The sequence below is a fragment of the Hymenobacter telluris genome, from assembly GCF_017313265.1.
Taxonomy (GTDB): domain Bacteria; phylum Bacteroidota; class Bacteroidia; order Cytophagales; family Hymenobacteraceae; genus Hymenobacter; species Hymenobacter telluris.
Window position 1 is genome coordinate 135,567 of record NZ_JAFLQZ010000001.1, and the last position, 20,968, is coordinate 156,534.

General features: G+C 59.0%; 19 protein-coding genes and 1 tRNA gene. 14 read left to right on the forward strand and 6 right to left on the reverse strand.

From position 1 onward, the window contains the following. Window positions 1-18: 18 nt before the first annotated feature. Both J0X19_RS00545 and ruvC read right to left on the reverse strand, forming a co-directional pair. Window positions 19-237, reverse strand: a complete 219-nt coding sequence (locus J0X19_RS00545; RefSeq protein WP_206979932.1) for a KTSC domain-containing protein — start codon at window positions 235-237, stop codon at window positions 19-21. 105 nt (window positions 238-342) lie between these two features. Beyond that, on the reverse strand, window positions 343-966 hold the full coding sequence (gene ruvC / locus J0X19_RS00550; protein ID WP_206979933.1) for a crossover junction endodeoxyribonuclease RuvC: 624 nt from the start codon (window positions 964-966) through the stop codon (window positions 343-345). Window positions 967-1,059: 93 nt separating this feature from the next. Here ruvC and J0X19_RS00555 point away from each other — a divergent pair, with 93 nt between their 5' ends. The 7 genes from J0X19_RS00555 (at window position 1,060) to J0X19_RS00585 (ending at window position 7,704) form a co-directional block, all read left to right on the forward strand. After that, window positions 1,060-2,124, forward strand: a complete 1,065-nt coding sequence (locus J0X19_RS00555) for a lysylphosphatidylglycerol synthase transmembrane domain-containing protein (protein WP_206979934.1) — start codon at window positions 1,060-1,062, stop codon at window positions 2,122-2,124. Then, the gene (locus tag J0X19_RS00560) at window positions 2,121-3,350 is read left to right on the forward strand and encodes a glycosyltransferase (protein ID WP_206979935.1); all 1,230 of its coding nucleotides are present in this window, start codon (window positions 2,121-2,123) and stop codon (window positions 3,348-3,350) included. Before J0X19_RS00555 ends, J0X19_RS00560 begins: the two co-directional genes overlap by 4 nt. A gap of 120 nt (window positions 3,351-3,470) precedes the next feature. Continuing rightward, complete coding sequence (locus J0X19_RS00565) at window positions 3,471-4,025, forward strand: c-type cytochrome (RefSeq protein ID WP_242581771.1); 555 nt, start codon at window positions 3,471-3,473, stop codon at window positions 4,023-4,025. 75 nt (window positions 4,026-4,100) lie between these two features. Then, on the forward strand, window positions 4,101-4,358 hold the full coding sequence (locus J0X19_RS00570) for a hypothetical protein (RefSeq protein ID WP_206979936.1): 258 nt from the start codon (window positions 4,101-4,103) through the stop codon (window positions 4,356-4,358). A gap of 2 nt (window positions 4,359-4,360) precedes the next feature. Beyond that, window positions 4,361-5,551 carry an ABC transporter permease gene (locus tag J0X19_RS00575; protein WP_317194716.1) on the forward strand — a complete coding sequence of 397 codons (1,191 nt, stop codon included), beginning with the start codon at window positions 4,361-4,363 and terminating at the stop codon, window positions 5,549-5,551. Window positions 5,552-5,639: 88 nt separating this feature from the next. Beyond that, window positions 5,640-6,878, forward strand: coding sequence for a PP2C family protein-serine/threonine phosphatase (locus J0X19_RS00580; protein ID WP_206979937.1), 1,239 nt, complete (start codon window positions 5,640-5,642; stop codon window positions 6,876-6,878). A 106-nt stretch (window positions 6,879-6,984) separates the two neighbouring features. Then, the gene (locus tag J0X19_RS00585; protein WP_206979938.1) at window positions 6,985-7,704 is read left to right on the forward strand and encodes an FkbM family methyltransferase; all 720 of its coding nucleotides are present in this window, start codon (window positions 6,985-6,987) and stop codon (window positions 7,702-7,704) included. A 96-nt stretch (window positions 7,705-7,800) separates the two neighbouring features. On the opposite strand, the gene J0X19_RS00590 is transcribed toward J0X19_RS00585, so the two are convergent. Further along, entirely contained in the window at window positions 7,801-9,267 is a 1,467-nt protein-coding gene (locus J0X19_RS00590; protein WP_206979939.1) for an O-antigen ligase family protein, read from the reverse strand. 78 nt (window positions 9,268-9,345) lie between these two features. Then, entirely contained in the window at window positions 9,346-10,422 is a 1,077-nt protein-coding gene (locus tag J0X19_RS00595) for a Wzz/FepE/Etk N-terminal domain-containing protein (protein WP_206979940.1), read from the reverse strand. Between the two features lie 278 nt (window positions 10,423-10,700). Between J0X19_RS00595 and J0X19_RS00600 the strand changes: the two genes are divergently transcribed. From J0X19_RS00600 to J0X19_RS00620, 5 genes are all read left to right on the forward strand, one after another. Next, window positions 10,701-12,101 carry an oligosaccharide flippase family protein gene (locus J0X19_RS00600; protein WP_317194733.1) on the forward strand — a complete coding sequence of 467 codons (1,401 nt, stop codon included), beginning with the start codon at window positions 10,701-10,703 and terminating at the stop codon, window positions 12,099-12,101. 129 nt (window positions 12,102-12,230) lie between these two features. Next, window positions 12,231-13,361, forward strand: coding sequence for a glycosyltransferase family 4 protein (locus tag J0X19_RS00605; RefSeq protein WP_206979942.1), 1,131 nt, complete (start codon window positions 12,231-12,233; stop codon window positions 13,359-13,361). A 37-nt stretch (window positions 13,362-13,398) separates the two neighbouring features. Continuing rightward, entirely contained in the window at window positions 13,399-14,037 is a 639-nt protein-coding gene (locus J0X19_RS00610) for a polysaccharide deacetylase family protein (RefSeq protein ID WP_206979943.1), read from the forward strand. Between the two features lie 119 nt (window positions 14,038-14,156). Beyond that, entirely contained in the window at window positions 14,157-15,263 is a 1,107-nt protein-coding gene (locus J0X19_RS00615; protein WP_206979944.1) for a glycosyltransferase, read from the forward strand. 110 nt (window positions 15,264-15,373) lie between these two features. Continuing rightward, the gene (locus J0X19_RS00620; RefSeq protein WP_206979945.1) at window positions 15,374-16,147 is read left to right on the forward strand and encodes a TatD family hydrolase; all 774 of its coding nucleotides are present in this window, start codon (window positions 15,374-15,376) and stop codon (window positions 16,145-16,147) included. Between the two features lie 91 nt (window positions 16,148-16,238). Here J0X19_RS00620 and J0X19_RS00625 read toward each other — a convergent pair whose 3' ends face one another. Further along, a complete protein-coding gene (locus tag J0X19_RS00625) occupies window positions 16,239-17,777 on the reverse strand; it encodes a rhamnogalacturonidase (RefSeq protein WP_206979946.1) in 1,539 nt (512 codons plus the stop codon). 149 nt (window positions 17,778-17,926) lie between these two features. Continuing rightward, complete coding sequence (locus J0X19_RS00630; RefSeq protein ID WP_206979947.1) at window positions 17,927-19,213, reverse strand: glycoside hydrolase family 28 protein; 1,287 nt, start codon at window positions 19,211-19,213, stop codon at window positions 17,927-17,929. 185 nt (window positions 19,214-19,398) lie between these two features. On the opposite strand from J0X19_RS00630, the gene J0X19_RS00635 reads away from it, so the two are divergent. Together J0X19_RS00635 and J0X19_RS00640 are read left to right on the forward strand one after the other, a co-directional pair. Beyond that, on the forward strand, window positions 19,399-20,448 hold the full coding sequence (locus J0X19_RS00635) for an asparaginase (protein WP_242581774.1): 1,050 nt from the start codon (window positions 19,399-19,401) through the stop codon (window positions 20,446-20,448). Between the two features lie 69 nt (window positions 20,449-20,517). Continuing rightward, a tRNA-Ser gene (locus J0X19_RS00640) sits at window positions 20,518-20,605 on the forward strand. The last annotated feature ends 363 nt before the right edge of the window (window positions 20,606-20,968 follow it).

A 20,968-nucleotide genomic window follows, 5' to 3' on the forward strand; every position in this document is an offset into this window, starting at 1 on the left:
GCCTGCGTGTTGTGCAGGCTACTTGCGCACCTGTTCACGCCCGTAGCCACCCCGTTCTATCACCTGCTCTACAAACATAGCTTTGCCCGGCACTGCCAGCAGTGCCTGATACACCGGTTCGGCAACACCTGTATAGCGCACAATGCTGCCGTTGCGCCACTCTATTTCCAAGGTTAGCGTAGCCGCATCGTAACCAACAGATTTCAGGGAAGTGGAACGAACCGGCCGCCGCTGCATAGAACGAATGGTACGATGTATACTGTTGTGCTTGCTAATTGGACAATAAAAAGGCGGCCGATTTAAGCGCCTCCATCTGCATGTACAGCCGCAAACGTTGACGCGTTATTTGGAGGTGGCCTTCTTTTTTTTGCCGGCCACCGGCCCCGCTACTTTGTCTGGATTATCAGCCAGAAACTTGCCCCAGCTTTTGCCGCCGGCCTTTTGGTTGTTGCCTTTCTGGTAGTGGTGGCAGAGAGCCACGGCCAGGGCGTCGGTAGCATCCAGAAACTTGGACGCCTCGGCAATGGGCGGCAGCGTAAGCGTCTGGCGCAGCATGTGGGCCACCTGCTCCTTGGTAGCCGTGCCCGTCCCCGTCACCGACTGCTTTACTTTGGTAGGCGCATACTCCACGTACGGAATCTGGCGGGAAAGGCAGGCGGCAATGGCCATGCCCTGCGCCCGGCCCAGTTTCAGCATGCTCTGTACGTTCACGCCGTAGAAGGGCGCTTCAATGGCCAATTCGTCGGGCAGAAATTCATCAATCAGCTCCAACATCCGCTCGAATATCTTCTTCAGCTTCAGGGCGTGGTTCGAGCCCATCTTCTGCATGTCAATCACATCATAGCGCAGCACCTTCACGCGCTGGCCCTGCACCTCAATCAGGGCGTAGCCCATAATATTGGTACCAGGGTCGACGCCCATAATAATCTTGGGCAGTAAATCGGTGGGAGCGAGGGGCAGAATCATGAGCGGTAACGGATAGGGGGAGAGAATAGGAAGGCGGCGGTTGTGCGTAGTGTAGGTAAATTGCCGACGCTAACCGCTCTTGCTGCTGCCATCTTGCCCGACCACCTTCTACAAAACTACGCTGAAAAGCCGGAACGCACCACGCGCCGCAAGTGGCTGGTGATAGGGGGCAAGCTCCTGATAACCCTGCTCACGCTGGGGCTGCTCTGGTATTCGGTGGTGGCCGACGCGGCTACAGCGGCAGCCTGGCGCCGGCTGCTCACGTCCACGCTTACCGGGGAAGGGCGCATGCCGGTGCTGCTGGCCCTGGCGCTGGTGCCCGTCAACTGGGGCGTGGAAGCCTGGAAGTGGTGGCGGCTGGCTCGGCACTTAGAACCCGTTTCGTTCCGGCGTAGTTTCCGGGCGGTGCTGGTGGGCCTCACGTTGGGCTTCGTCACCCCCAACCGCGTAGGCGACTACGCCGGCCGCATCATCGAGCTTCAACACCGCCGCCTCGATGCGCTGGGCGCCGTGTTCCTGGGCCGCTACGGCCAGCTGGTGGTTACGGTGCTGGCCGGCACGGCGGGCCTGGTGTACTTCCTGCTGACCTTTTACCTGCGCGATTATCCGGCCACCGGGCTGGGCGTGGTGGTGGCCGCGGTGCTGGTAAATGCCGGCGTGCTGCTGCCGCTGTATCGCTCCCGGCTGCTGCTGGCCGTGCTCATGGCCGTGCCGCCGCTGCGCCGCTTCCGCCGGTTTCTGGCCGTCATGCCCACCTATCCAGCCCGCGCCATTCACGTGGTACTGGCGCTGTCGGGGCTGCGGTACGTGGTGTTTTGCGCGCAGTTTGGGTTGTTGCTGCGCGCTTACGGCGCCCACGCGCCATTGGGGCCGGGGGCTGCCGCTATTGCCGGCACGTTTCTGCTGAAGTCGTTGGTGCCCTCGCTCAATGCCCTGGCCGATGTAGGAGTGCGGGAGTTGTCGGCCACGCATTTGTTTGGTTTGCTTGGTGAGCCAATGTTGCCGGTGCTCAGTGCCAGCCTGAGCTTGTGGGTGCTGAACATTGCACTGCCCAGCGCCGCCGGGCTGGGTTTTGTGCTGCGCCTGAAAGTCTTCCGCAAAAAGCAACCAGCTCTTGCCCGCCCGGCCCCGGCCCCCGAATCTTCCGCTGCCTCATGAAAAGCACTCTTATCGGCCTGTTGCTGCTAGCCGCGCCAGCCGCTTATGCGCTCCGGATGCTGCAATTCCGCCGGGCATGGACCTCACCCCCTAGCCCCCTCTCCTCAGGAGAGGGGGAACTAGACTTAATATCTAGCTCTATTGAATTAGAAGCTAGTTCTCCCTCTCCTGAGGAGAGGGGGCCAGGGGGGGAGGTCAACCGGGAGGTTCAACCACAGCTCTCCGTACTAATAGCCGCCCGCAACGAAGCCACTAACCTGCCGTTGCTGCTGGCTGACTTGCAGGCGCAGCACCTACCGGCCACCGCTTTCGAGGTTATCGTCATCGACGACCATTCCACCGACGATACGGCGGCCCTAGTAACTGACGCGGCCCGCACCAGTGCCTTCCGGCTACGCCTATTGCGGTTGGCCGACTTGCCTGGTCCCGCCCGAACCGGTAAAAAAGCCGCCTTGCAAGCCGCCATTGCCGTGGCCCAAGCCCCGTGGATTGTTTGCACCGATGCCGACTGCCGCGTGCAACCCCACTGGCTGGCCACCCACCAGCAAGCCCACGACCCGGCGGCCCATTTCGTAAGTGGCCCCGTGTTGCTTACCGGGCAGGGCGTGCTGGCCGAGCTGCAAGGGCTGGAACTGGCTGGGCTGGTGGCCAGCGGCGCGGCGGGTATCCTGCTGGGAGCCCCCACCATGTGCAACGGCGCCAACCTCAGCTACCGCCGGGCCAGTTTCCACGCGGTAGGCGGCTACGCCGGCAACGCCCAAGTAGCCAGCGGCGACGACGAGTTTCTGCTGCACAAGCTGCACGCGGCGTTTCCGGCAGGCATTCGTTTCCTGCAAACCCCGCTGGCCACGGTGCGTACCGCTGCCCAGCCCACGGTGCGGCAGCTGCTACGGCAGCGGGTGCGGTGGGCCAGCAAGTGGCAGCACTACCAAGCCGCTGCTCCCCGCCAACTGGCTGTGCTGGTGCTGGCGGCCAACGTAGCCTTGGCCGGTGGAACTGTGGCCCTGCTGGCACAGCCCGCTCTGGCGCCCTGGGTGGCCGCCGCCTGGACCGTTAAGCTAGGGGCCGATGTGCTATTTCTGACGCCGGTACTGCGGTTTTTCCGGCGGCAGCGCTGGCTGGCCTGGGTGCCGGTGCTGCAACTGGCGTATGCGCCGTATGCGCTGCTGGTGGGCTTGGCGGGCCTGCGCGGCGGCTACGAGTGGAAGGGCCGGCAGCTGCGGTAGTTGCTACCGGTAGCCGCCCGCTGGTAGCAAAGAAATAAAAAGGTGGAAATAATAGGGATGCTGGCGTTTGGCAACTACTTTTTCCGGTAAGTCGAACAGTTACCATCTACTCTCTGTGCTATGTCTAATTTCAGCCTGAAAATGATGCTTCCCCTGTTGGTCGTGGTGTTGGTATTTACTATGGGCGGGATATTCTTCGCCGCCACTGGTCTGGTTACTCCTCTTGCCGATGCGGATGCGGCCCGAGCCGCCACCGATAAACTGGCGCTGGCTGAACAATCATTGTGTGCAGGCTCCGGAGGGGATAGCACTATCCAGTCTTTAGAAAATCGACCTCCTGTTTCTCCTGAACAAGCTGTAGCTATTGCCGCTGGCGACGCCCTTTTCAAAGGCAACTGCGCCCAATGCCACGCTGTGAATGATGTGGTGGTAGGGCCGGCGCTGGCTGGCTTGCACAAGCGCCGCCCGGTTTCCTGGCTGATTCCCTGGATCAAGAACTCCAGCAAAGTGGTAGCCAGTGGCGACGAGTACGCTGTGAAGCTATTCAACCAGTACCAGAAGCAGCAAATGCCCAGCTTCGCCCTCTCCGATCAGGAAATCCGTCAGATTCTCGCTTATCTGGAAGTTGAAAGCAATTCCGGCATGACTAAAACTTCTGCGGTTGCCCTCAACTAGCCATCGTGCGCCCGGCAGGCCGCTAATCCGGCCGGTGCGCGCTACCTTTGCCTGTACTCCCCGTTCTTGTTACCCGTGACTGACCCCGAATTCGACATTCTCGACGAACTGTATTTCGTCACTTCTTTTCGTGATTTACTCCAGAAAACCGGCCTTTCGGAAGTGGCTCTGAAACAGGGGCTGCGTGGCTTGCTGGAACAGGGCCTCGTCCGCAGCTTCTGGCCCGACCCCGACACCGAGCTGGCCTACGAGGAAAGCTCGTTCGGCGCCATCAGCCAAGACTGCTACTATCTGGCCTCCAAAGAAGGTCTGCTTCAGCATAATACCCGCTAGCAGTGGCGGGGGGCGTTATATCGGGGCAGCCAAGCGCCGCGGCCATTGCCCGGCCGCCGGGCTACTACGTGCGCCAGCGCCTGCTCCAGAACCGGCCGGCAATGGCGGGGCTGGGCTTTATTGTGCTATGCACGTTGATAGCCGTACTCGGCTACTGGGTACTGCCCGATAATTCGCCGAACGCCAACAACAGCCTCGTGCAGTTGCAAAAGGAGCCGCCCGGCTTCCAGGCCACCATCCTGCGTCTGCCGCTCCCCGAAGCCGCCCGCTCTTCCGCCGCCGACAACCCCTTAACCACCTGGCTGCACGGCCGGGCGCCCCGCTACCAAGAGGTGCCCATCAGCAGCTACCGTTTCGTGGGCGACTCGCTCTTCACCGAGCCCTACCGCAACCATTCCGCCCTGGCTGACCAGCCCCGCCGCTATGCGCTAACCACGCTAGCTGGCCGGGCCGGCTCCGCTGCTGAGTTGCGCCAAGCGGTAGAGCAAGCGCAACTTATCAAGCGCACGTACTGGCTGGGCACCGACAAAGCCGGCCGCGACGAGCTGAGTCGTTTGTTGCTTGGTACGCGTATCTCGCTGGGAATCGGGCTGGTAGCCGTGCTGATTTCGCTGGTGCTGGGCATGACCATTGGCGCAGTGGCCGGCTACGTGGGCGGCTGGCTCGACAGCCTGTTGCTGGGTCTGATGACCGTGGTGTGGAGCATTCCGGGCATCATGCTGGTTATTGCCATTTCGTTGGCCCTGGATTCCAAAGGCGTCTGGACGTCCTTCGTGGCGGTGGGCCTGACCATGTGGGTGGATGTAGCCCGCGTAGTGCGCGGCCAGATGCTGAGCCTGCGCGAAAAAACCTTTGTGGAAGCCGGCCGGGTACTAGGCTTGCCCCAGAGCCGCCTGATTGCCCGCCACTTATTGCCCAACATGACCGGGCCGCTGATTGTCATTGCAACCAGTAATTTTGCGGCGGCTATATTGCTCGAAGCAGGGCTGAGCTTTTTGGGGTTGGGCGTGCAGCCACCGGCCCCATCGTGGGGGCTGATGGTGAACGAGGGGTTCCAGCTACTGGGTACCGAAGCCGGCTTGTGGCTCACGCTGCTGCCAGGCTTAGCCATCAGCTTGCTGGTGCTCAGCTTCAACCTGCTCGGTAATGGCCTCCGCGACGCCTACGACCCGAAAACGCCCTTGAATAGCTAAATGGCTGACTTAACAAATGGTTGGTCATTCAACCAGATAACAGAGCAAGCAACCATTTAGCCATTCAATAATTCAACAAGCAAACTATATGTCAAACGCTGCCCCTATCACTGCTGAAAAGCGGCTCTTCCTGAAAGACCGGGAGCTGGGCGCGCTGCTGGAAATTACGCAGGCCATCAACCAGGACTTGGGAGAAACAGCCCTCTATAAAATATTCCAGTTTACACTACTCGGGCAACTCAATATCCGGCGCGTGGTGCTCTACGTGAAGGAAGAAGGGGAGTGGCAGTGCATGGTGTCGTTCGGGCAGCACCTACCCGATTACCGCCGCATTCCACTGCCCGAGGTGATTATCAAGAACTGTACTTCAGCTCCGGCTGCGGTTGCCAGCCTCGCGCTGAACGATAGTTGGAAGCTGCTGGAAACCTTGATTCCGGTGGTGCGCAACGACGAAGTGGTGGCCTACGTGTTCATCGGCAACATGCACGACGATTACGCCAGCGGCGAGGCCACCAAGTTTCTGGAAACCCTTAGTAACATTCTGTTCGGGGCCATTGAAAATCGGCGGTTGGGCCGGCAGCGCATTGCCGCCGCCGCCATGCGCAAGGAAATTGAAATTGCGCAGGAAGTGCAAACCATGCTGTTTCCGCGCTCCTTGCCCAACGATGCCCACGTAGCCGTAGCCGCTTCCTACGTGCCCCACACCGCCGTCGGCGGCGACTACTACGACGTGGTGCCGCTGGATGCCAACCGGTTTATGTTCTGCATTGCCGACGTGTCGGGCAAGGGCGTGGCGGCTTCGTTGCTGATGTCGAACTTTCAGGCGGGGCTGCGCACCTTGCTGCGGCAGCAGGCCGACATAGCCACGGTAGCCAACGAACTAAACAACCTGATTTTTCGCAACGCCGGCGGCGACAAGTTCATTACGGTGTTTTTCGGGCTCTACGACCGGACTACGCGCAAGCTGCAATTCGTGAATGCCGGCCACAACGACCCCCTGCTACTCGCCGACGACAATTCGGTGCAGTTGCTCAAGGAAGGCACCATTATGCTGGGCGTGATGGACGAACTGCCGATGCTGAAAGTGGGAGAGGTGGATATCCCGCCGCACACCTTGCTCCTGACCTACACTGATGGCCTAACCGAAGTGTTTGACGACAACTACAACGAGTTTGGCGAGGAGGGGGTACTGCGCGTTATTCGGCACAACCGCTACCTGCCGCTGCCACGCCTGCACGAAGAACTCCTGCGCGAAATCAAAGAGTTCAACGTCAATGGCAGCCAGTTTGCCGATGACATTACTATCCTAAGCTGCCGATTTAAGTAAGACGTTGGAAGGTAGAAGCTGGAAATTGAAGCTTTGTCTCTGTCGTCCGGTTTCTGTCTGCTAACACCTAACTCCTTGCTGGCTTCTGCCTTCTAACTCCTTATACATGCTCAAAGAACTTGCGAAGAAGTTAATCAAGAGTTTACCCTTCGCTTTCACTCAGAACCAGAAGTACGACCGGCAGACGGCCGAGGTAATCCGGCGCAGCTGTAAGCCCGATAGCACTTGCATCGATGTGGGTTGCCACAAAGGCGAGGTGCTGGACATGCTGTTGGCGGCCAGCCCGGCCGGCAAACACTACGGCTTCGAGCCGATTCCGGTGCTGTACGAGGCACTGCGCGCCAAGTACAATCAACCCAACATCACCATCTCCAATATTGCTCTCAGCAACAAGCGCGGCGAAACCTCTTTCAACTACGTGGTTTCCAACCCGGCCTATAGCGGCCTGATCAAGCGCAAGTACGACCGGGAAGACGAGCAGGATACCTCCATTCAGGTACAGACCGACAAGCTGGATGACGTGCTGCCCGCCAACGAGCGGGTTGATTTTGTGAAGATAGACGTGGAAGGCGGGGAGCTACTAGTGCTGCAAGGCGCCCGCCAAACCCTCACCCGGTGCAAGCCAATTGTTATTTTCGAGTGCGGCTTGGGGGCGTCCGAATTCTACGGTTCCACCCCGGATATGGTATTCAGCCTGCTAGCCGAGTGTGGCCTAAAACTCTCTCTGATGGAAAATTGGCTGAACGGCCGGCCAGCCCTCACCCAAAAGCAATTCGAGCAGCACTACCAAAACAAGTCACACTACTATTTCATAGCATATTCCTGAGCGTAAGACACTTGCCTCTAAGCGCCGCTGCCCTCCAGTAAGCCTGAGCGAAATACTCGGGTTTACTGGAGGGCAGCGGTGTGTTGAGGGTCGTTCTTATTCTGGGCTGGCTGGCTCTTCGGGGGCTTCTGCTCTAATCCACATGCCCGCGCGCATCAGTACGGCCAGGGAAATGTAGAAAAACGAGCCAATCTTATCCACTTCAATCAGCTCGTTGAGTAATAAGTGGAAGATGATAACAACCAAGCACAGCCCTGCCGCCATTACCACCCGCCGGTGCACCACCGACCGGCTCCGGTGATAAATCCGCTCCACCATAATCAGGGCCGAGCTGATGAGGGCCGTGAACAGCACAAAACCCGGTACGCCCTGCTCGGCCAGTTGCAGCAGAAAGTAATTGTGCGTAGTAGATTTCTCTAAGTTGTTGCTCACGTACGTGCGGAAGCTCTTGACGGTGTAGCGCTTATACTCCGGATAAAAAGTAGCGGGGCCGCTGCCAGTCAGCGGCTTATCGGAAATCATGCGGGCGGCGGCCACCCAGCGGTACACCCGCTCCATGCCCGATACGTCTTGGAGCTTGTAGGTGGCTTCCAGGTGCTTTTCGAAGTTCTTGCCGTTGAAAATAGTCTTCTCGAAATCAGGGGCGTAGAGCATGTAATTGTTCTCGCTCATGAAATAGGACGCCCCACTAAGCGCCGCCACGGCAGCGGCAAGGAGTACCAGCCGCACTAGCCCCAACCGAATCACGGCGTAGAACAAGCCCGCTACTATCAAGGACAGCATGGAAGCCCGGGTGTACGACAGAAACACGCCCGCTACCAGTATGGCTAGGGCGGTGTACCACAGCCAGCGTGCCCACGTGGTAGCGGCGCTGCGGCCCGCAAAATAGGCGTAGGGCACTAGCAGTGCCGCCGTGGTAGCATAAATTACGTGGTTGATGTAGAAAGGCTGAATGGCTTTGTTGATGGTGTCGAAGCCGAAGCTGAGGGCCGCGTGCCGCTTCATCGTGTAGAGAATGGTAGCCACCACGCCCACCGCAAAAAAGCCCACCAGCCGCCATACGTCGCGCGGACGCCGCACAATGGCCAGCGTCCCGAACACAAATGGGCCGATGTACCAGGTTTTGGCCAGCAGGTACTTTACCGATTTTACGCCACTCACCGAAAACAGCGCGGAAATCACCGACCACAATAGCGCCAGCCCCATAATTACTACCAGCGGATGCACCCAGAGTTGCCGGGGCACCTCTTCCCGGCCCAGTAGCACACTCACAACTATGCACACCAGCAGTACCAGCATCAGTGGCTCGGAAGGTACGTCCATGCTGAGCCCACCGGGCAGCGGAAACTCGCGCGAGAAAGCCAGGGTAAGCAGCAAGATGTAGTACACCCAGCGCCAATCAACCAGCAGCACTGCCACGCCCAGCGCCACTACCGGCAGGGCCAGCCAGCCAATCGAATCAGCAAGCAATGCCACAACGCCGGACGCCATTAGCAAGCCGATAAACGCTATAAACAAGCGCTGATCGGAGTTTTGGGGGCGCAGGCGAGCCAGAAAGTTCAAACGGACAAGGAGTTAGCAAGCAATACAAATAACCGGCCGCTGAATTATTTACGGCTTCATGCACCGGTTTATAACGCTCTAGCTTCGGCTTTTCCCCACGCTCAGGTTGCCGCGGTACAGCTCCAACAGGGTAACAAAGATGACCGACAGCGCGAACGTAATCAGCACTGAAGAGGCCACAATGAGCCAGCGTACGGGCTTGGATTTTTTGGTGGCCGGATACGCTTCCTGCACTACGTAGATGCTGGAAATCTTGCCGCTGATGCCCAGGCGGGCCGTTTCGTAAGCACTACGAGCACCCAACAGGCGCCCCTGAATGTCGTTGAAGCGGGCGTAGAGCGTATTCATCCGGTCGATGCCGGTCGTGTAGCTTTCCAGGTTGAAAATGTTGCCGCCGTCGGTTTTGGTGAGGGCGCGCAATGCCCGGCGTAACCCAGCAGCTTTGCCGCTGTTGCCTTCTCCTTCGGCTCGGCGCAGTTCGCTTTCCGTCTCGATAATTTCCTTGGCCAGGTAGCGGGATTCCAGCGCTAACCCGTAGATACCGTAGCGCTTCCGACCCGCCAGTAAACTGTCGTAGGTGAGTTGGTATTCACGCTCCAAAAAGTTGCGGCGTTGGGCGTACAGCTCCAGTACTTTGCCCCGGTTTGCAAAAGTAAGTTGCTGGTTCACTGAGTCGATGCTTTGAACCAAGGCATTGGCGATACGGGCCGCCAGTTCTTTGTCTTTGTCCTGAAAAGTCAACTCAATAGCGTCCCGGTCGTTGTGGACGATGGTCAGACTGCCTGCAAATTCGTCGAGCGCGGCCTGGTCGGCGGCATCGTCGCCGGGCTTCCCAGCCTTGTAGTGCTCGTGCAAATGAAAGCGGCGAATGACGCCTTCTGCCACCGGCTGCGATTCGCCAATAGTAATTACCCGGTCTAAGTCCTCACTTCGGCCGCCCAGTTCCAGTTTGCCGCCTTCCGTCACAATGCGGTCAGGGTCAGTGGTTTGTGGGTTGGTCGGATAGAAAACAGTGGTTGATTTGTAGATGTTTGGCAGCACTAGGGCTACCACTACACTAACTACCAGGGCCAGCGCTACAGCCGCCAGAACCAAAAACTTCCAACGGTTGATAACGGGCCACAGACCCAAAAGCGAATAAGATCGGGATGACATATAGGCGGAAAAAGACAACCAAGCAGCACGGCCAGCCAACCGGTAGTACCACAACGCGGCAAATCTACTCGGAAAATGCGTTAGGCAAGCGGCCAATTGCTGGATTGATGGCGCGTTTACTACTACAAAGACAGAAGACCGATGGCGTAGCTGCTCTTGCTGGCCCATACTGGTTCGGAGGATGCGTGGCGCCAAGCCGGTAGCTATTCGCGCGCCTGGCTTTACAACAACGCGCCTTTTCGCCTACTTTTGCGCACATCAAACGCTTTTTCGGAAATATTAGCTTCGTCGTGCTGCTCAACCTACTGGTGAAACCAGCTTGGGTGGTAGTGGAAAACCTGGTGCAGGACCGGCTGGGGCACGTGGCGTTTGGCACCTTCGGGGCGTTGTTCACGCTGGCTACCATTGTGGCTTCCATCTCCGACCTGGGTACTACCCAGCTGACTACCAAGCGGGTAGCCGCCAGTCCGGAATTTCTGACCGAGTACTTTCCTACCTTGCTGCCCCTGAAAAGCGGATTGGCTTTGCTGTTTCTGGGGGGGCTGGTGGCTATTGGCTGGGTGTTGGGCTACCAGGGGCATCTGCTCACGCTGCTGGCTCTCACGGGCGCCGGTTTGCTCTTGGCGCAGTACACGCTGTTTTTGCGGGGCGTGTTGCAGGCGCATCAGCGCTTCAATACCGATGCGCTGCTGTCGGTGCTGGAAAAGCTGCTGCTCTTGGGGCTGGTGTTGGCCCTGATTCCGGTGGGTATTACGCTCAACAACTACGTGGTGGCCAGGTTAATAGCTATTGGCTTTACATTTGTGGTGCTGTATGCTCTGGTGGCGCGGCTCTACGGCTGGGTACGGTTTCAAGTGAACTGGAACAAGGCCCGGCTGGTGATGAAAGCCAGTTTGCCGCTGGCCTTTATTACGCTGGTGTACGGGCTGAACGAGCGGATTGACATTCTGATGCTGGAGCGCCTCGTGTCGCCGCAGGAAGCCAGCTACTACCAGGCTTCCTACCGGCTGGTTGATACCGTGATGATGTACCTCTGGACGGTGCTGCCGCTGTTTTTTGCCAAGTTCGCCCACGCCACCGGCCGGCCCCAGGAGCAGCGCGACCTGCTGTGGTTTGGGCAGCGGGTGGTAACGGTGCCGCTGCTGCTGATGTGCGCTTTCGTGCTGTTTCGGGGCGAGCTGCTGTTCTTTCAGTTCAAGCACAGCACCCCCGAGGAAATTGCCCGCATGACGGTGTGCCTAAAAATTCTCTTCGTGAATGTGCTGGTACACGCCTTTTTCGCCATTTACAGCACCTTGCTCACCAGCACCAACCACGAGCGGCCGGTCAGCTGGCTGGTGGCGGGCAGCGTGGCACTCAACGTGAGTTTGAACCTGCTGCTGCTGCCCAAGCTGGGCGCGGTGGCCGGAGCCATCAACACGCTGGTGTGCGCCGTTTTTGTGTCGGTAGGGTATGTGTGGCTGGTGCGCCGCCGCACGGGCATTGCTATTCCGTGGGAGATGCTGAGCCGGTTGGCGCTGGCGTTTGGGCTGCTGTGCGCCGTATGGTACGGCCTGCAAGTTGGGCTGGCGCTGCACTGGCTCCCCGAATCGGTATTGGCGGGCGTGGCTTTCTTGGGCATCCTGTTTGCAACCGGGGTTGTGCAGGTTTCCGAAGTGCGTAGCCTGCTCCGTAGGTGAAGGAGTGAATGACTGGCTGAGTGGAGGAATGGATGATTGGATGGGTTTGACGTTCTTGCGACGCATTGCCCGCGAATGATGTCGTATGGCATACTCGTTCCCGTATCCAATCAGCCCTTCAGCCACTCAGTGAACATAGCCGTCAACACCCGCTTTCTACTGCCCGGCGACCAACTGGAGGGGATTGGGCGCTTCACGTTCGAGACGCTGAAGCGGATGGTGGCCGCGCACCCCGAGCATACGTTCCACTTTTTATTCGACAGGCCCTTTGACGCGCGCTACGTGTTCGGGCCGAACGTGGTGCCGCACGTGCTGTTTCCGCCGGCGCGGCACCCGTTTCTGTTTGTGGCGTGGTTTGAAGGGGCGGTGGCGTGGTGGCTGCGGCGGCATAAGCCGGCGGTGTTTCTCAGTACCGACGGCTTCACCACGTTGGCTACCACCGTCCCGCGCCTCACGGTAGTGCACGACCTGGCCTTCGAGCATTTCCCGCAGGACGTGGAACTGCTGCGCCGCAAGTACTACCATTACTTCTTTCCGCGCTTTGTGCGGGCCTCCGAGCGGTTGGTAGCCGTATCGGAAGCCACCAAGCAAGACCTGATTGCCACGTATCAGCTGCCCGCCAACAAAATTCAGGTGGTGTACAATGCCGCCGATGCGCATTTTCAGCCCCAGCCGGCCGAGGTACAGCAGGCCACGCGGGAGCGGTTTGCGGCCGGCAAGCCATACTTTCTGTTTGTAGGAGCCTTACAGCCGCGCAAAAACCTAGTGAATCTGCTCAAAGCTTTCGACGAGTTCAAGCAGCAAACCGGGGCGCCCACCAAACTGCTTGTCGTGGGCCGGACAGCCTGGAAAGCGGGCCCTATGTTCGATGTGTACCAGCAGATGCAGCACCGCCACGACGTACACCTCACCGGCCGCGTAACCGATGCGGAGCTGGTACACCTATATGCTGCCGCCCTGGCTACCGTGTATGTGCCTTACTTCGAAGGGTTTGGCATTCCCATCATCGAAGCCCAAGCCTGCGCTTCCCCCGTCCTGACGTCCGACCGAAGCTCTATGCCCGAAGTAGCCGGCGGCGCGGCTTTGCTCGTTGATCCGTACAGCCCGTCTGCCATTGCCAGCGCCCTGAGCCGGCTGTGGCAGGAGCCGGAGTTGCGGCAAGAACTGGTAAGCAAAGGGGAGGTGAACGTGCAGCGGTTTTCCTGGGATAAAAGCGCTGAGGCGCTGTGGGAAGCAATACTTTCGGTGGTTGAAAAATGAGTGTAACAGCTCCATTACTTTATTCTTACTCCTAAACATGCGCTTGCACCGTCTGCCTAAACTTCTGCAACGCCTGCTGCCGCATACGGAATGGCGCGGACCTGCGCCCGAGGGCAAAAAGCCGTTGTACCTGACGTTCGACGATGGTCCCATTCCCGAGCAAACGCCCTTTGTGCTGGAACAACTAGCCTGCCACGACGCCCGTGCTACCTTCTTCTGCGTGGGCGAAAATCTGGAAAAACACCCCAAGGTAGCTCAACAGGCCCTGGCCGCTGGGCACCGCCTCGCCAACCACACCTACCACCACGTCAGCGGCTGGCGGCTGCCCGATGCCGATTATCTGGCTGAGGTGGAGCAGTGCCAGCAGGCACTGGAGCACCTGACCGGAGTGCCGGAAAAACAGCCGTTGCTGCGGCCGCCGTATGGCCGCATCACCCGCGCCCAGGCCGCTGCCTTGCACCCCACCTACCGCCTCATTATGTGGGACGTGCTGACCTACGATTACGACGCTACCTATCCGGCCGACGTTTGCCTGAAGGCCGCTTTGGCTCACACCCGGCCGGGCTCCATTGTGGTGTTTCACGACAGCCAGAAGGCCCAGCGCAACCTGCGCGCCGTGCTGCCCCGCTACCTGGAAGCCTGCGCCGCCGCCGGGTATTCGTTTGAAGCGCTGTAGCCCGAAGCCTTTGCCTCGCGTATGATTCAGCGCCTGGCGTTGCGCCTAACCAGCTTTAACAACGATACACGAAGCGCAGGCGTGACGCTATAACTTACCTTTGCGCCGATAATTACGCTGTGCCCTTGCTGCTTCTCACGGTTCTTCTGGTTGGTTGGTTTCTGATTCTGGCCACTTCCACCACGCTGTTTGCCACCCGACCCGGTAGCCAGCCCAAGCCGCTGCCGGAACCGCTGCCGCGCGTCAGCATCCTGATTGCCGCCCGCAACGAGGAAGCTGCCATTGCCCGCTGCCTGACGGCTATTCGCCAGCTTAACTACCCCGCGCACCTACTGGAAGTGCTGCTCGGCGACGATGCCTCCACCGATGCCACCAGCGCCCTAGCGGCCCGCACCATGCAGGGCTTTGCAGGCAGCTTCTCCATCGTGCCCGTCCAGGAAACGCTAGGGCTGGCCCGCGGTAAAGCCAACGTGCTGGCCCACCTCACCCGCGCCGCTTCCAGTAACTACTTCTTCATTACTGACGCCGACATTGCCGTACCGCCCACCTGGATACAAGGAATGCTGGCGCACGCGGCTCCCGGCGTGGGCACCATCACGGGCCTGACGCTGGTAGACGGGCCGCGCCTCTTTGATAAGCTCCAGGGCCTCGACTGGCTGATGTCGTTGGGGCTGGTGCAGGTGGTGTCCGACCTGGGGCGGCCCGTGACGGCCATGGGCAACAACATGCTGGTGACGCGCGCCGCGTATGAGGCCATCGGGGGGTACGAGGCGCTGCCGTTTTCCGTCACCGAAGACTACGCCCTGTTTCAGGCCACCATCCGGCAGGGCTTTGGGTACCGCATTATTTTCCGGCCCGAGGTGTTGGCGGTTTCCTTACCGATGCGCACCCTGAGTAACCTGCTGCAACAGCGCCGCCGCTGGATGCACGGCGCCGAAAGCCTGCCGTGGAGCCTGCGAGGCGGGGCGCTCTACTACACCGGCTTCTATCCGCTGCTGGTAGGGCTGGCCTGGGTGGCCGGCCCCGGCCCGGCCGCGCTGGTACTGGCTGTTAAGATGTTGCTGCAAGGCGCACTGGCGTACTTTTGCTACCGCCGGGCCGGCCGCCGCGCCCCCCTGTGGCTGATGCCGCTGGCTGAACTCTACAATTTCATTCTCACGTTCACCCTCACCACCTACCGCCTGCTGCCCCTCTCATTTCAGTGGAAAGGCCGGCGGTATAAATGAGTTTTTAGTCTTTGGTTGCTGGTTTTTGGCTATTACTCAACAAGTGCTTTTTGAAGCTTAACTAGCCCGAAACTCCACCAAAAACAAAAAACCAACAACGAAAAACCAAGATGATCCTAGCTGATTCTCACGCCCACGTCTATTCCGAGCAGTTCAAAGCGGACCGGGACGACATGCTGAACCGCGCCTACCAGGCCGGCGTCGAAACCATCTTCATGCCCAACATCGACCATTCCAGCATTGATGGGATGCTGGAAACCGAGGCCCGCTTCCCTAACCAGTGCTACCCGATGATGGGTTTGCACCCGTGCTCGGTGGGCAAGCACTTCGAGAAGCAGCTCTACGAAGTGGAAGAGTGGCTGGGTAAGCGCCCGTTTGCGGCGGTAGGGGAGTGCGGCATCGATTTGTACTGGGACAAAACCCACCTAGCCGAGCAGCAAGAAGCTCTCCGCATTCAAATCAGCCTGGCCAAGCAGCACAACCTACCGCTGGTGCTGCACACCCGCGACGCCTTCCGCGAAACCGCCGACCTCATTACGGCTGCCCAGGATGGCAGCCTGCGCGGCGTGTTTCACTGCTTTTCGGGTTCGGCGGCCGAAGCTGAAGAAGTTATCAAACTGGGTTTCAAGCTCGGCATTGGCGGGGTAGCCACGTTCAAAAACGGCGGCCTCGACAAGACCCTACCCGGCATTGGCCTCGAACACCTGCTCCTCGAAACCGACTGCCCCTACCTGGCCCCCATGCCGCACCGCGGCAAGCGCAACGAGCCCGCCTACCTGCCCCTCATCGCCCAGCGCGTAGCCGACATCCTGCAACAAGACGTGCAATTGATAGCCGAAGCCACCACCCGCAACACCAAGGAGCTGTTTGGCGCTAGTAAGTAAAACGCTAATAACCTGTATAATACAAAGCTCAAGACCGTCATGCCCATCTGGCGTCCGCGCAGTCGAAGCATGACGGTCTTTTCACCTAGCGCTACAGTTGGCCTTTCGCCATCTGCTTCACCTGCTTGTCGCGCAGCAGTTCACTGTCCTTGATGTCGAAGCCCGACACGGACTGTAGGGTGAAAGCCGGGACGGTGGCGGGGTGCTGGGCGTTGATGTTGCGCAGGCGCAGGTCTTTCACATCAATCAGCACGAAAGGTGGGCGCTGGTCTTCGGTCTTGTAGCGCAGGTCGATGTTGCGCATTTCCAGGTTCTTGACGTGCCGGATGAAGAAGCCGTAGGAGGGCATGTCGCCCATGTGGCCGGGGTCGGGGTAGTCCTTTTCGCCTTCGGCCGGCACAATGGCGGCCTGGGCTTTGGTACCGCCGCCCTGGAACTCGATGCGGATATTATCGAGCGTCACGTCCTCGATGTCGTGGCCGGGGATGCCGCTGATGATGGAGCCGTACTTCACGTCGGCATTGTACACCACCACGTTGCTGATTTTCACGCGGCGCAGCACGCCCACCGGCGTACCTTCCGGCCCCCGCATCCGGGCCCCGAGGCGCAGGTAAAACGGCGAGTTTACAATGTCGCGCATGGTGAGGTTGGTGATGGTCACGTCTTCCAGAATGCCACCGTCCACGGTTTCCAGCGCCAGCCCGCGGCAGTACTCGAACACGCAGTTGGAGATGGTGATGTTCTTAAAGCCGCCGTTCGACTCAGTGCCGAACTTGATGCGGCCCGTCACGTCCATTTTGTCGGGCACCAAGGCGGCTTCCTTGCGCTGGTAGGTGCCATCGAAAGCGGTGCCTCGGTCGTAGCCCGTTACCTCGCAGTTGGTGATGGTCACGTTTTCGGTGGCGCGGGCGAAGCCCAGGGCGTAGGAGCTTTTCAGGCAAATGGCGTCGTCGAAGGGCGAGTTGATGGTGCAGTTGGAAATGCGCACGTGCCGGCAGCAGTCCACGTCGATACCGTCGCGGTTGGTGTCCATCTTCACGTTGTCCACCGTGAAATTGTCGATGCCGGTAGCCAGAATACCGAAGTGTCCGCCGTAGAGTATCGTAATATCCCGAATCAGCACGTTGCGGCACAGCTTCAGGGCAATGGCTTTGTTGGCGACGCCCGGTGTGCGCGTGCCCTCCCGCGTCAAACCCATTTTGCCATCAATACTACCCGTGCCAAGGATGGATACGTTCACCAGATTTTCGCCCCAAATCAGGCTGTTGTGCCAGTGGCTGTGCCCGAAATCCTGGAACTTGGTTGATTCGTTTGGTTCGGCTACATCGTAGCCGCCGGGGCCGTTGGTAGGCGGCGCGGCGGCCAGCAGGGTAGCGCCCTGGTCGAGGAAAAGGGCAACGTTGCTTTTCAGATGTACCGAATAGCTGGCGTAGGTGCCGGCCGGCAAATACACCGTACCGCCGCCCACTGCCGCTGCCGCATCAATGGCTTTATTGATGGCCGGCGTGTCCAGCGTTTTGCCGTTGCCGGTAGCCCCATACGCCCGCACGTTGAAATACCCCGGCTGCGCCTGCGCGAGAAGCGAGAAACTGAAAAGCAACTGCGCAACAACAAGCAGAAAGCACCGCATAGGAGAGGGATAAAAGGGTATGCAAATAGGTTGAAAGTCTGTCATTCCGACGCAGGAGGAATCTGGGTGAAATCGTAAAACTCCACTCAGATTCCTCCTGGGTCGGAATGACAGTTCCTTTGTGCCAAGCCGGGGTTTGACAGTACTTTCTATTGCGCATCGCGCCGCACAATGGCTTCGCCCTCGGCTACCGTTAGCTTCAGGCCGCTGGTATCCAAGCCGCGCACGTTTTCCAGCACCAGTCCTTTTTGGGCGGTAACCACGCAGTTCCGGAAGCTGACGTTTTCAATTGGGCTGTCCTTAAGACCGTGGATACGGCCCCCCGCCGTAACGGTGCCGGTGATGTTAATCAGCTTCACGTTGCGCACCACGGGTAGCACTTGCGCGGGTGGGGCAACAGGCGGCACCATGCGCCACTCCATGTTGAACTCGAAAGCCTGACGGGTGTTGCGCAGCACCATATCCCGGTAGGTAATATCCTCCACCACGCCCCCGCGGCTAGGCTGCGACTTAAACCGAATAGGGGCCCAGTTGTCGGCCTCGGCCACGCAGTTGCGCACCGTCACGCGCCGGATGCCGCCCGAAGTTTCGCTGCCCATGGCCACGCCGCCGTGCCCGTAGCCGAAGCGGGTTTTCTCGATGAGAATGTCCTCACTCGGCCGGTTCACCCGCAGACCGTCGGCGTCCTTGCCCGATTTGATACTGATACAGTCGTCGTTCACGTCAATGTCGCAGCCGCTGATGCGCACGTCGCGGCTGGAATCTACGTCAATGCCGTCGGAGCTAGGAATGTTGTGAGCCGCCCGGATGGTCAGGTTTTCTACTACCATGCCGGTGCAGTACAGAATATGCAGGCCCCACACCGCCTGGTTGTTCAATTTGAGGTTGGCAATGCGCGCCTTACGGCAGTTCTGAAAGCAAATCAGCCGCGGCCGACCCCGGCGGGGCGCGGTAGTAGAGACGGCGCCCTTTTCCTGTAGTCGCGCCTGCCGGGCCAGCTCCACCCATTCTTCGCCCGAGCCATCAATGGTTCCCGCGCCTTCGATGGTAACGTTGGTCAGGTCGGTGGCGTTTAGTAGCGCCGCCGTGAACTGCTGCTCGGTGCCTTCCCAACGGGTGGCTACCTGTGGGTAATCTTCGGGCCGGGTCGAGCCTTTCAACACGCCGTCTTTTTCAATCAACAGGTTCACCCCGCGTTTCAGGAAGATGGCGCCCGTCCGGAACGTGCCTTTGGGAACCACCACCGTGCCACCGCCCGCCGCCGAGCATTTATCGATGGTAGCCTGAATCGTCTGAGTGTTAATCGTCTGCCCGTCGGCTACGGCTCCGTAGGCGGCAATATCGTAGCGTTTGGCCGGCTGCCGGGCGCTGAACGACGCCAGCACGACCAGCACTATAAATTGCGCTGTTAAGAGGAGCCAGTTTCGTCGTATCATCGGGTATCTGGATTTCAAGGAGCTATTCAGAGCTAGAAGGCTGGTGGTGTGTCGAAGATGGGGGCTTCAGCTAACCCAGCCGTTCTGCACTATCCTGTTGCTGCGTATAAACTCCTGGCGGTACGCTGCGCACATAGGTTGCCGGACGTCCTTAACTTGGCGCTTCCATCCCAACTGTATCCGCTTTGGCTTCTCCCGATAACCGCCCCCAAACCGCCGTCCTTGTTATCTATACCGGCGGCACGGCCGGCATGACTTACAACCAGCAGGGCGAGCTGGTCCCGACAAACTTCGAGCAGATTCGGGCAAAAATGCCGGAGCTAAGTCAGCTTAACATGCACGTGGAAGTGGTGAGCTTAGGGGAGCCCATAGATTCCAGCAACGTCACGCCCGATGATTGGTACAAAATGGCGGCCATCATCGAGGAGAATTACAGCCGCTACGACGGATTTGTGGTGCTGCACGGCACCGATACCATGGCCTACTCGGCGGCGGCCCTAAGCTTCCTGCTCGAAAACCTGGGTAAAACGGTGGTGTTCACCGGCGCCCAGATTCCAGTGGGCCGCGTCCGGACTGATGCCCGCCGCAACCTGATGACGGCGCTGGAAATTGCCGTAGCGCGCCATCCTGCGGCCGGCACGGTGCGGGTGCCAGAGGTGTGCATCTTCTTCAACGACGTGCTCATCCGGGGCAACCGGGCCAAGAAAGTGGAAAGCCAGCAGTACAGCGCCTTCCGCTCGGAAAACTACCCGGCTTTGGCCCGCGCCGGTATCGAGCTGGAGTTCAACGACAAGCAGATTAGGCTGCTGCCCGCCGCCCGCCTGCACACCCACCAGCACCTCGACGACCGAGTAACGCTATTGTCGCTCTATCCGGGCCTGACCGAGCGCATGGTTCGGGCCCAACTAGAAGCACAGGGCCTGCGCGGCTGCGTACTCGAAACCTACGGCTCCGGCAACGCGCCTACCACCACCTGGTTTCTGAACTGCCTGCGCGAGGCGCGGGACCGGGGCGTACAGTTCCTCAACGTCAGCCAGTGCGAGGAAGGCCGCGTGATACAGGGTCGCTACGAAACCAGCGCCCACTTCACCGACCTCGGCATCATTGGCGGCGACGACATTACTCGTGAAGCCGCTATTGCCAAGCTGATGTTCGTGCTGGGTCTGGGTGGCTCCGCCGTGGAAACCAGCCGCCTGCTCACCCACGACTTGCGCGGCGAAATCACGCTAGATTGAAAGGTTGTTGCGGGCACAGCTTGCGTATCCAAAAAATCGGGTGCTATTTTGTGCCCGCTAACCGCACCTAGAGAGGTGTCCGAGTGGTTGAAGGAGCACGCCTGGAAAGTGTGTATGGGTCTAAAGCTCATCGTGGGTTCGAATCCCATCCTCTCTACAATAAACCCCGTTTCTGAATCAGAAACGGGGTTTTTGCTTTTGGTGGCACACCCAAGTGATAAGTCAACTTCGTAGCACGAAATCTTCGAAAGGTCGGGTATGAGGTTCTTTAGCTGGCTGTAATGCACATAGGCTGGCTGGAATTGAGTAAGAATATCCATTTCCTGGCCTAGTAGTAAGCTGTAGTCAGCTATACGGTAAGAGCATAGGGTGTTTTGCCACTAGCTATACGTAGCCTAAAGTGACTGTATAACCATCATTCTTCGATATGAATGTGAGTATGATATTCTGGGGTATTCTACATGATTATAATATTCCATTATTATTGTAAAATATGTTGTTATTGATAGGCTTATAATTA

Coding starts and splice junctions, on each gene's coding strand:
- J0X19_RS00630 (WP_206979947.1), bottom strand. CDS start 19,213: ATGATACGACGAAACTGGCTCCTCTTAACAGCGCAATTTATAGTGCTG.
- J0X19_RS00595 (WP_206979940.1), bottom strand. CDS start 10,422: ATGTCATCCCGATCTTATTCGCTTTTGGGTCTGTGGCCCGTTATCAAC.
- J0X19_RS00580 (WP_206979937.1), top strand. CDS start 5,640: ATGTCAAACGCTGCCCCTATCACTGCTGAAAAGCGGCTCTTCCTGAAA.
- J0X19_RS00620 (WP_206979945.1), top strand. CDS start 15,374: ATGATCCTAGCTGATTCTCACGCCCACGTCTATTCCGAGCAGTTCAAA.
- J0X19_RS00610 (WP_206979943.1), top strand. CDS start 13,399: ATGCGCTTGCACCGTCTGCCTAAACTTCTGCAACGCCTGCTGCCGCAT.
- J0X19_RS00625 (WP_206979946.1), bottom strand. CDS start 17,777: ATGCGGTGCTTTCTGCTTGTTGTTGCGCAGTTGCTTTTCAGTTTCTCG.
- ruvC (WP_206979933.1), bottom strand. CDS start 966: ATGATTCTGCCCCTCGCTCCCACCGATTTACTGCCCAAGATTATTATG.
- J0X19_RS00560 (WP_206979935.1), top strand. CDS start 2,121: ATGAAAAGCACTCTTATCGGCCTGTTGCTGCTAGCCGCGCCAGCCGCT.
- J0X19_RS00585 (WP_206979938.1), top strand. CDS start 6,985: ATGCTCAAAGAACTTGCGAAGAAGTTAATCAAGAGTTTACCCTTCGCT.
- J0X19_RS00565 (WP_242581771.1), top strand. CDS start 3,471: ATGTCTAATTTCAGCCTGAAAATGATGCTTCCCCTGTTGGTCGTGGTG.
- J0X19_RS00545 (WP_206979932.1), bottom strand. CDS start 237: ATGCAGCGGCGGCCGGTTCGTTCCACTTCCCTGAAATCTGTTGGTTAC.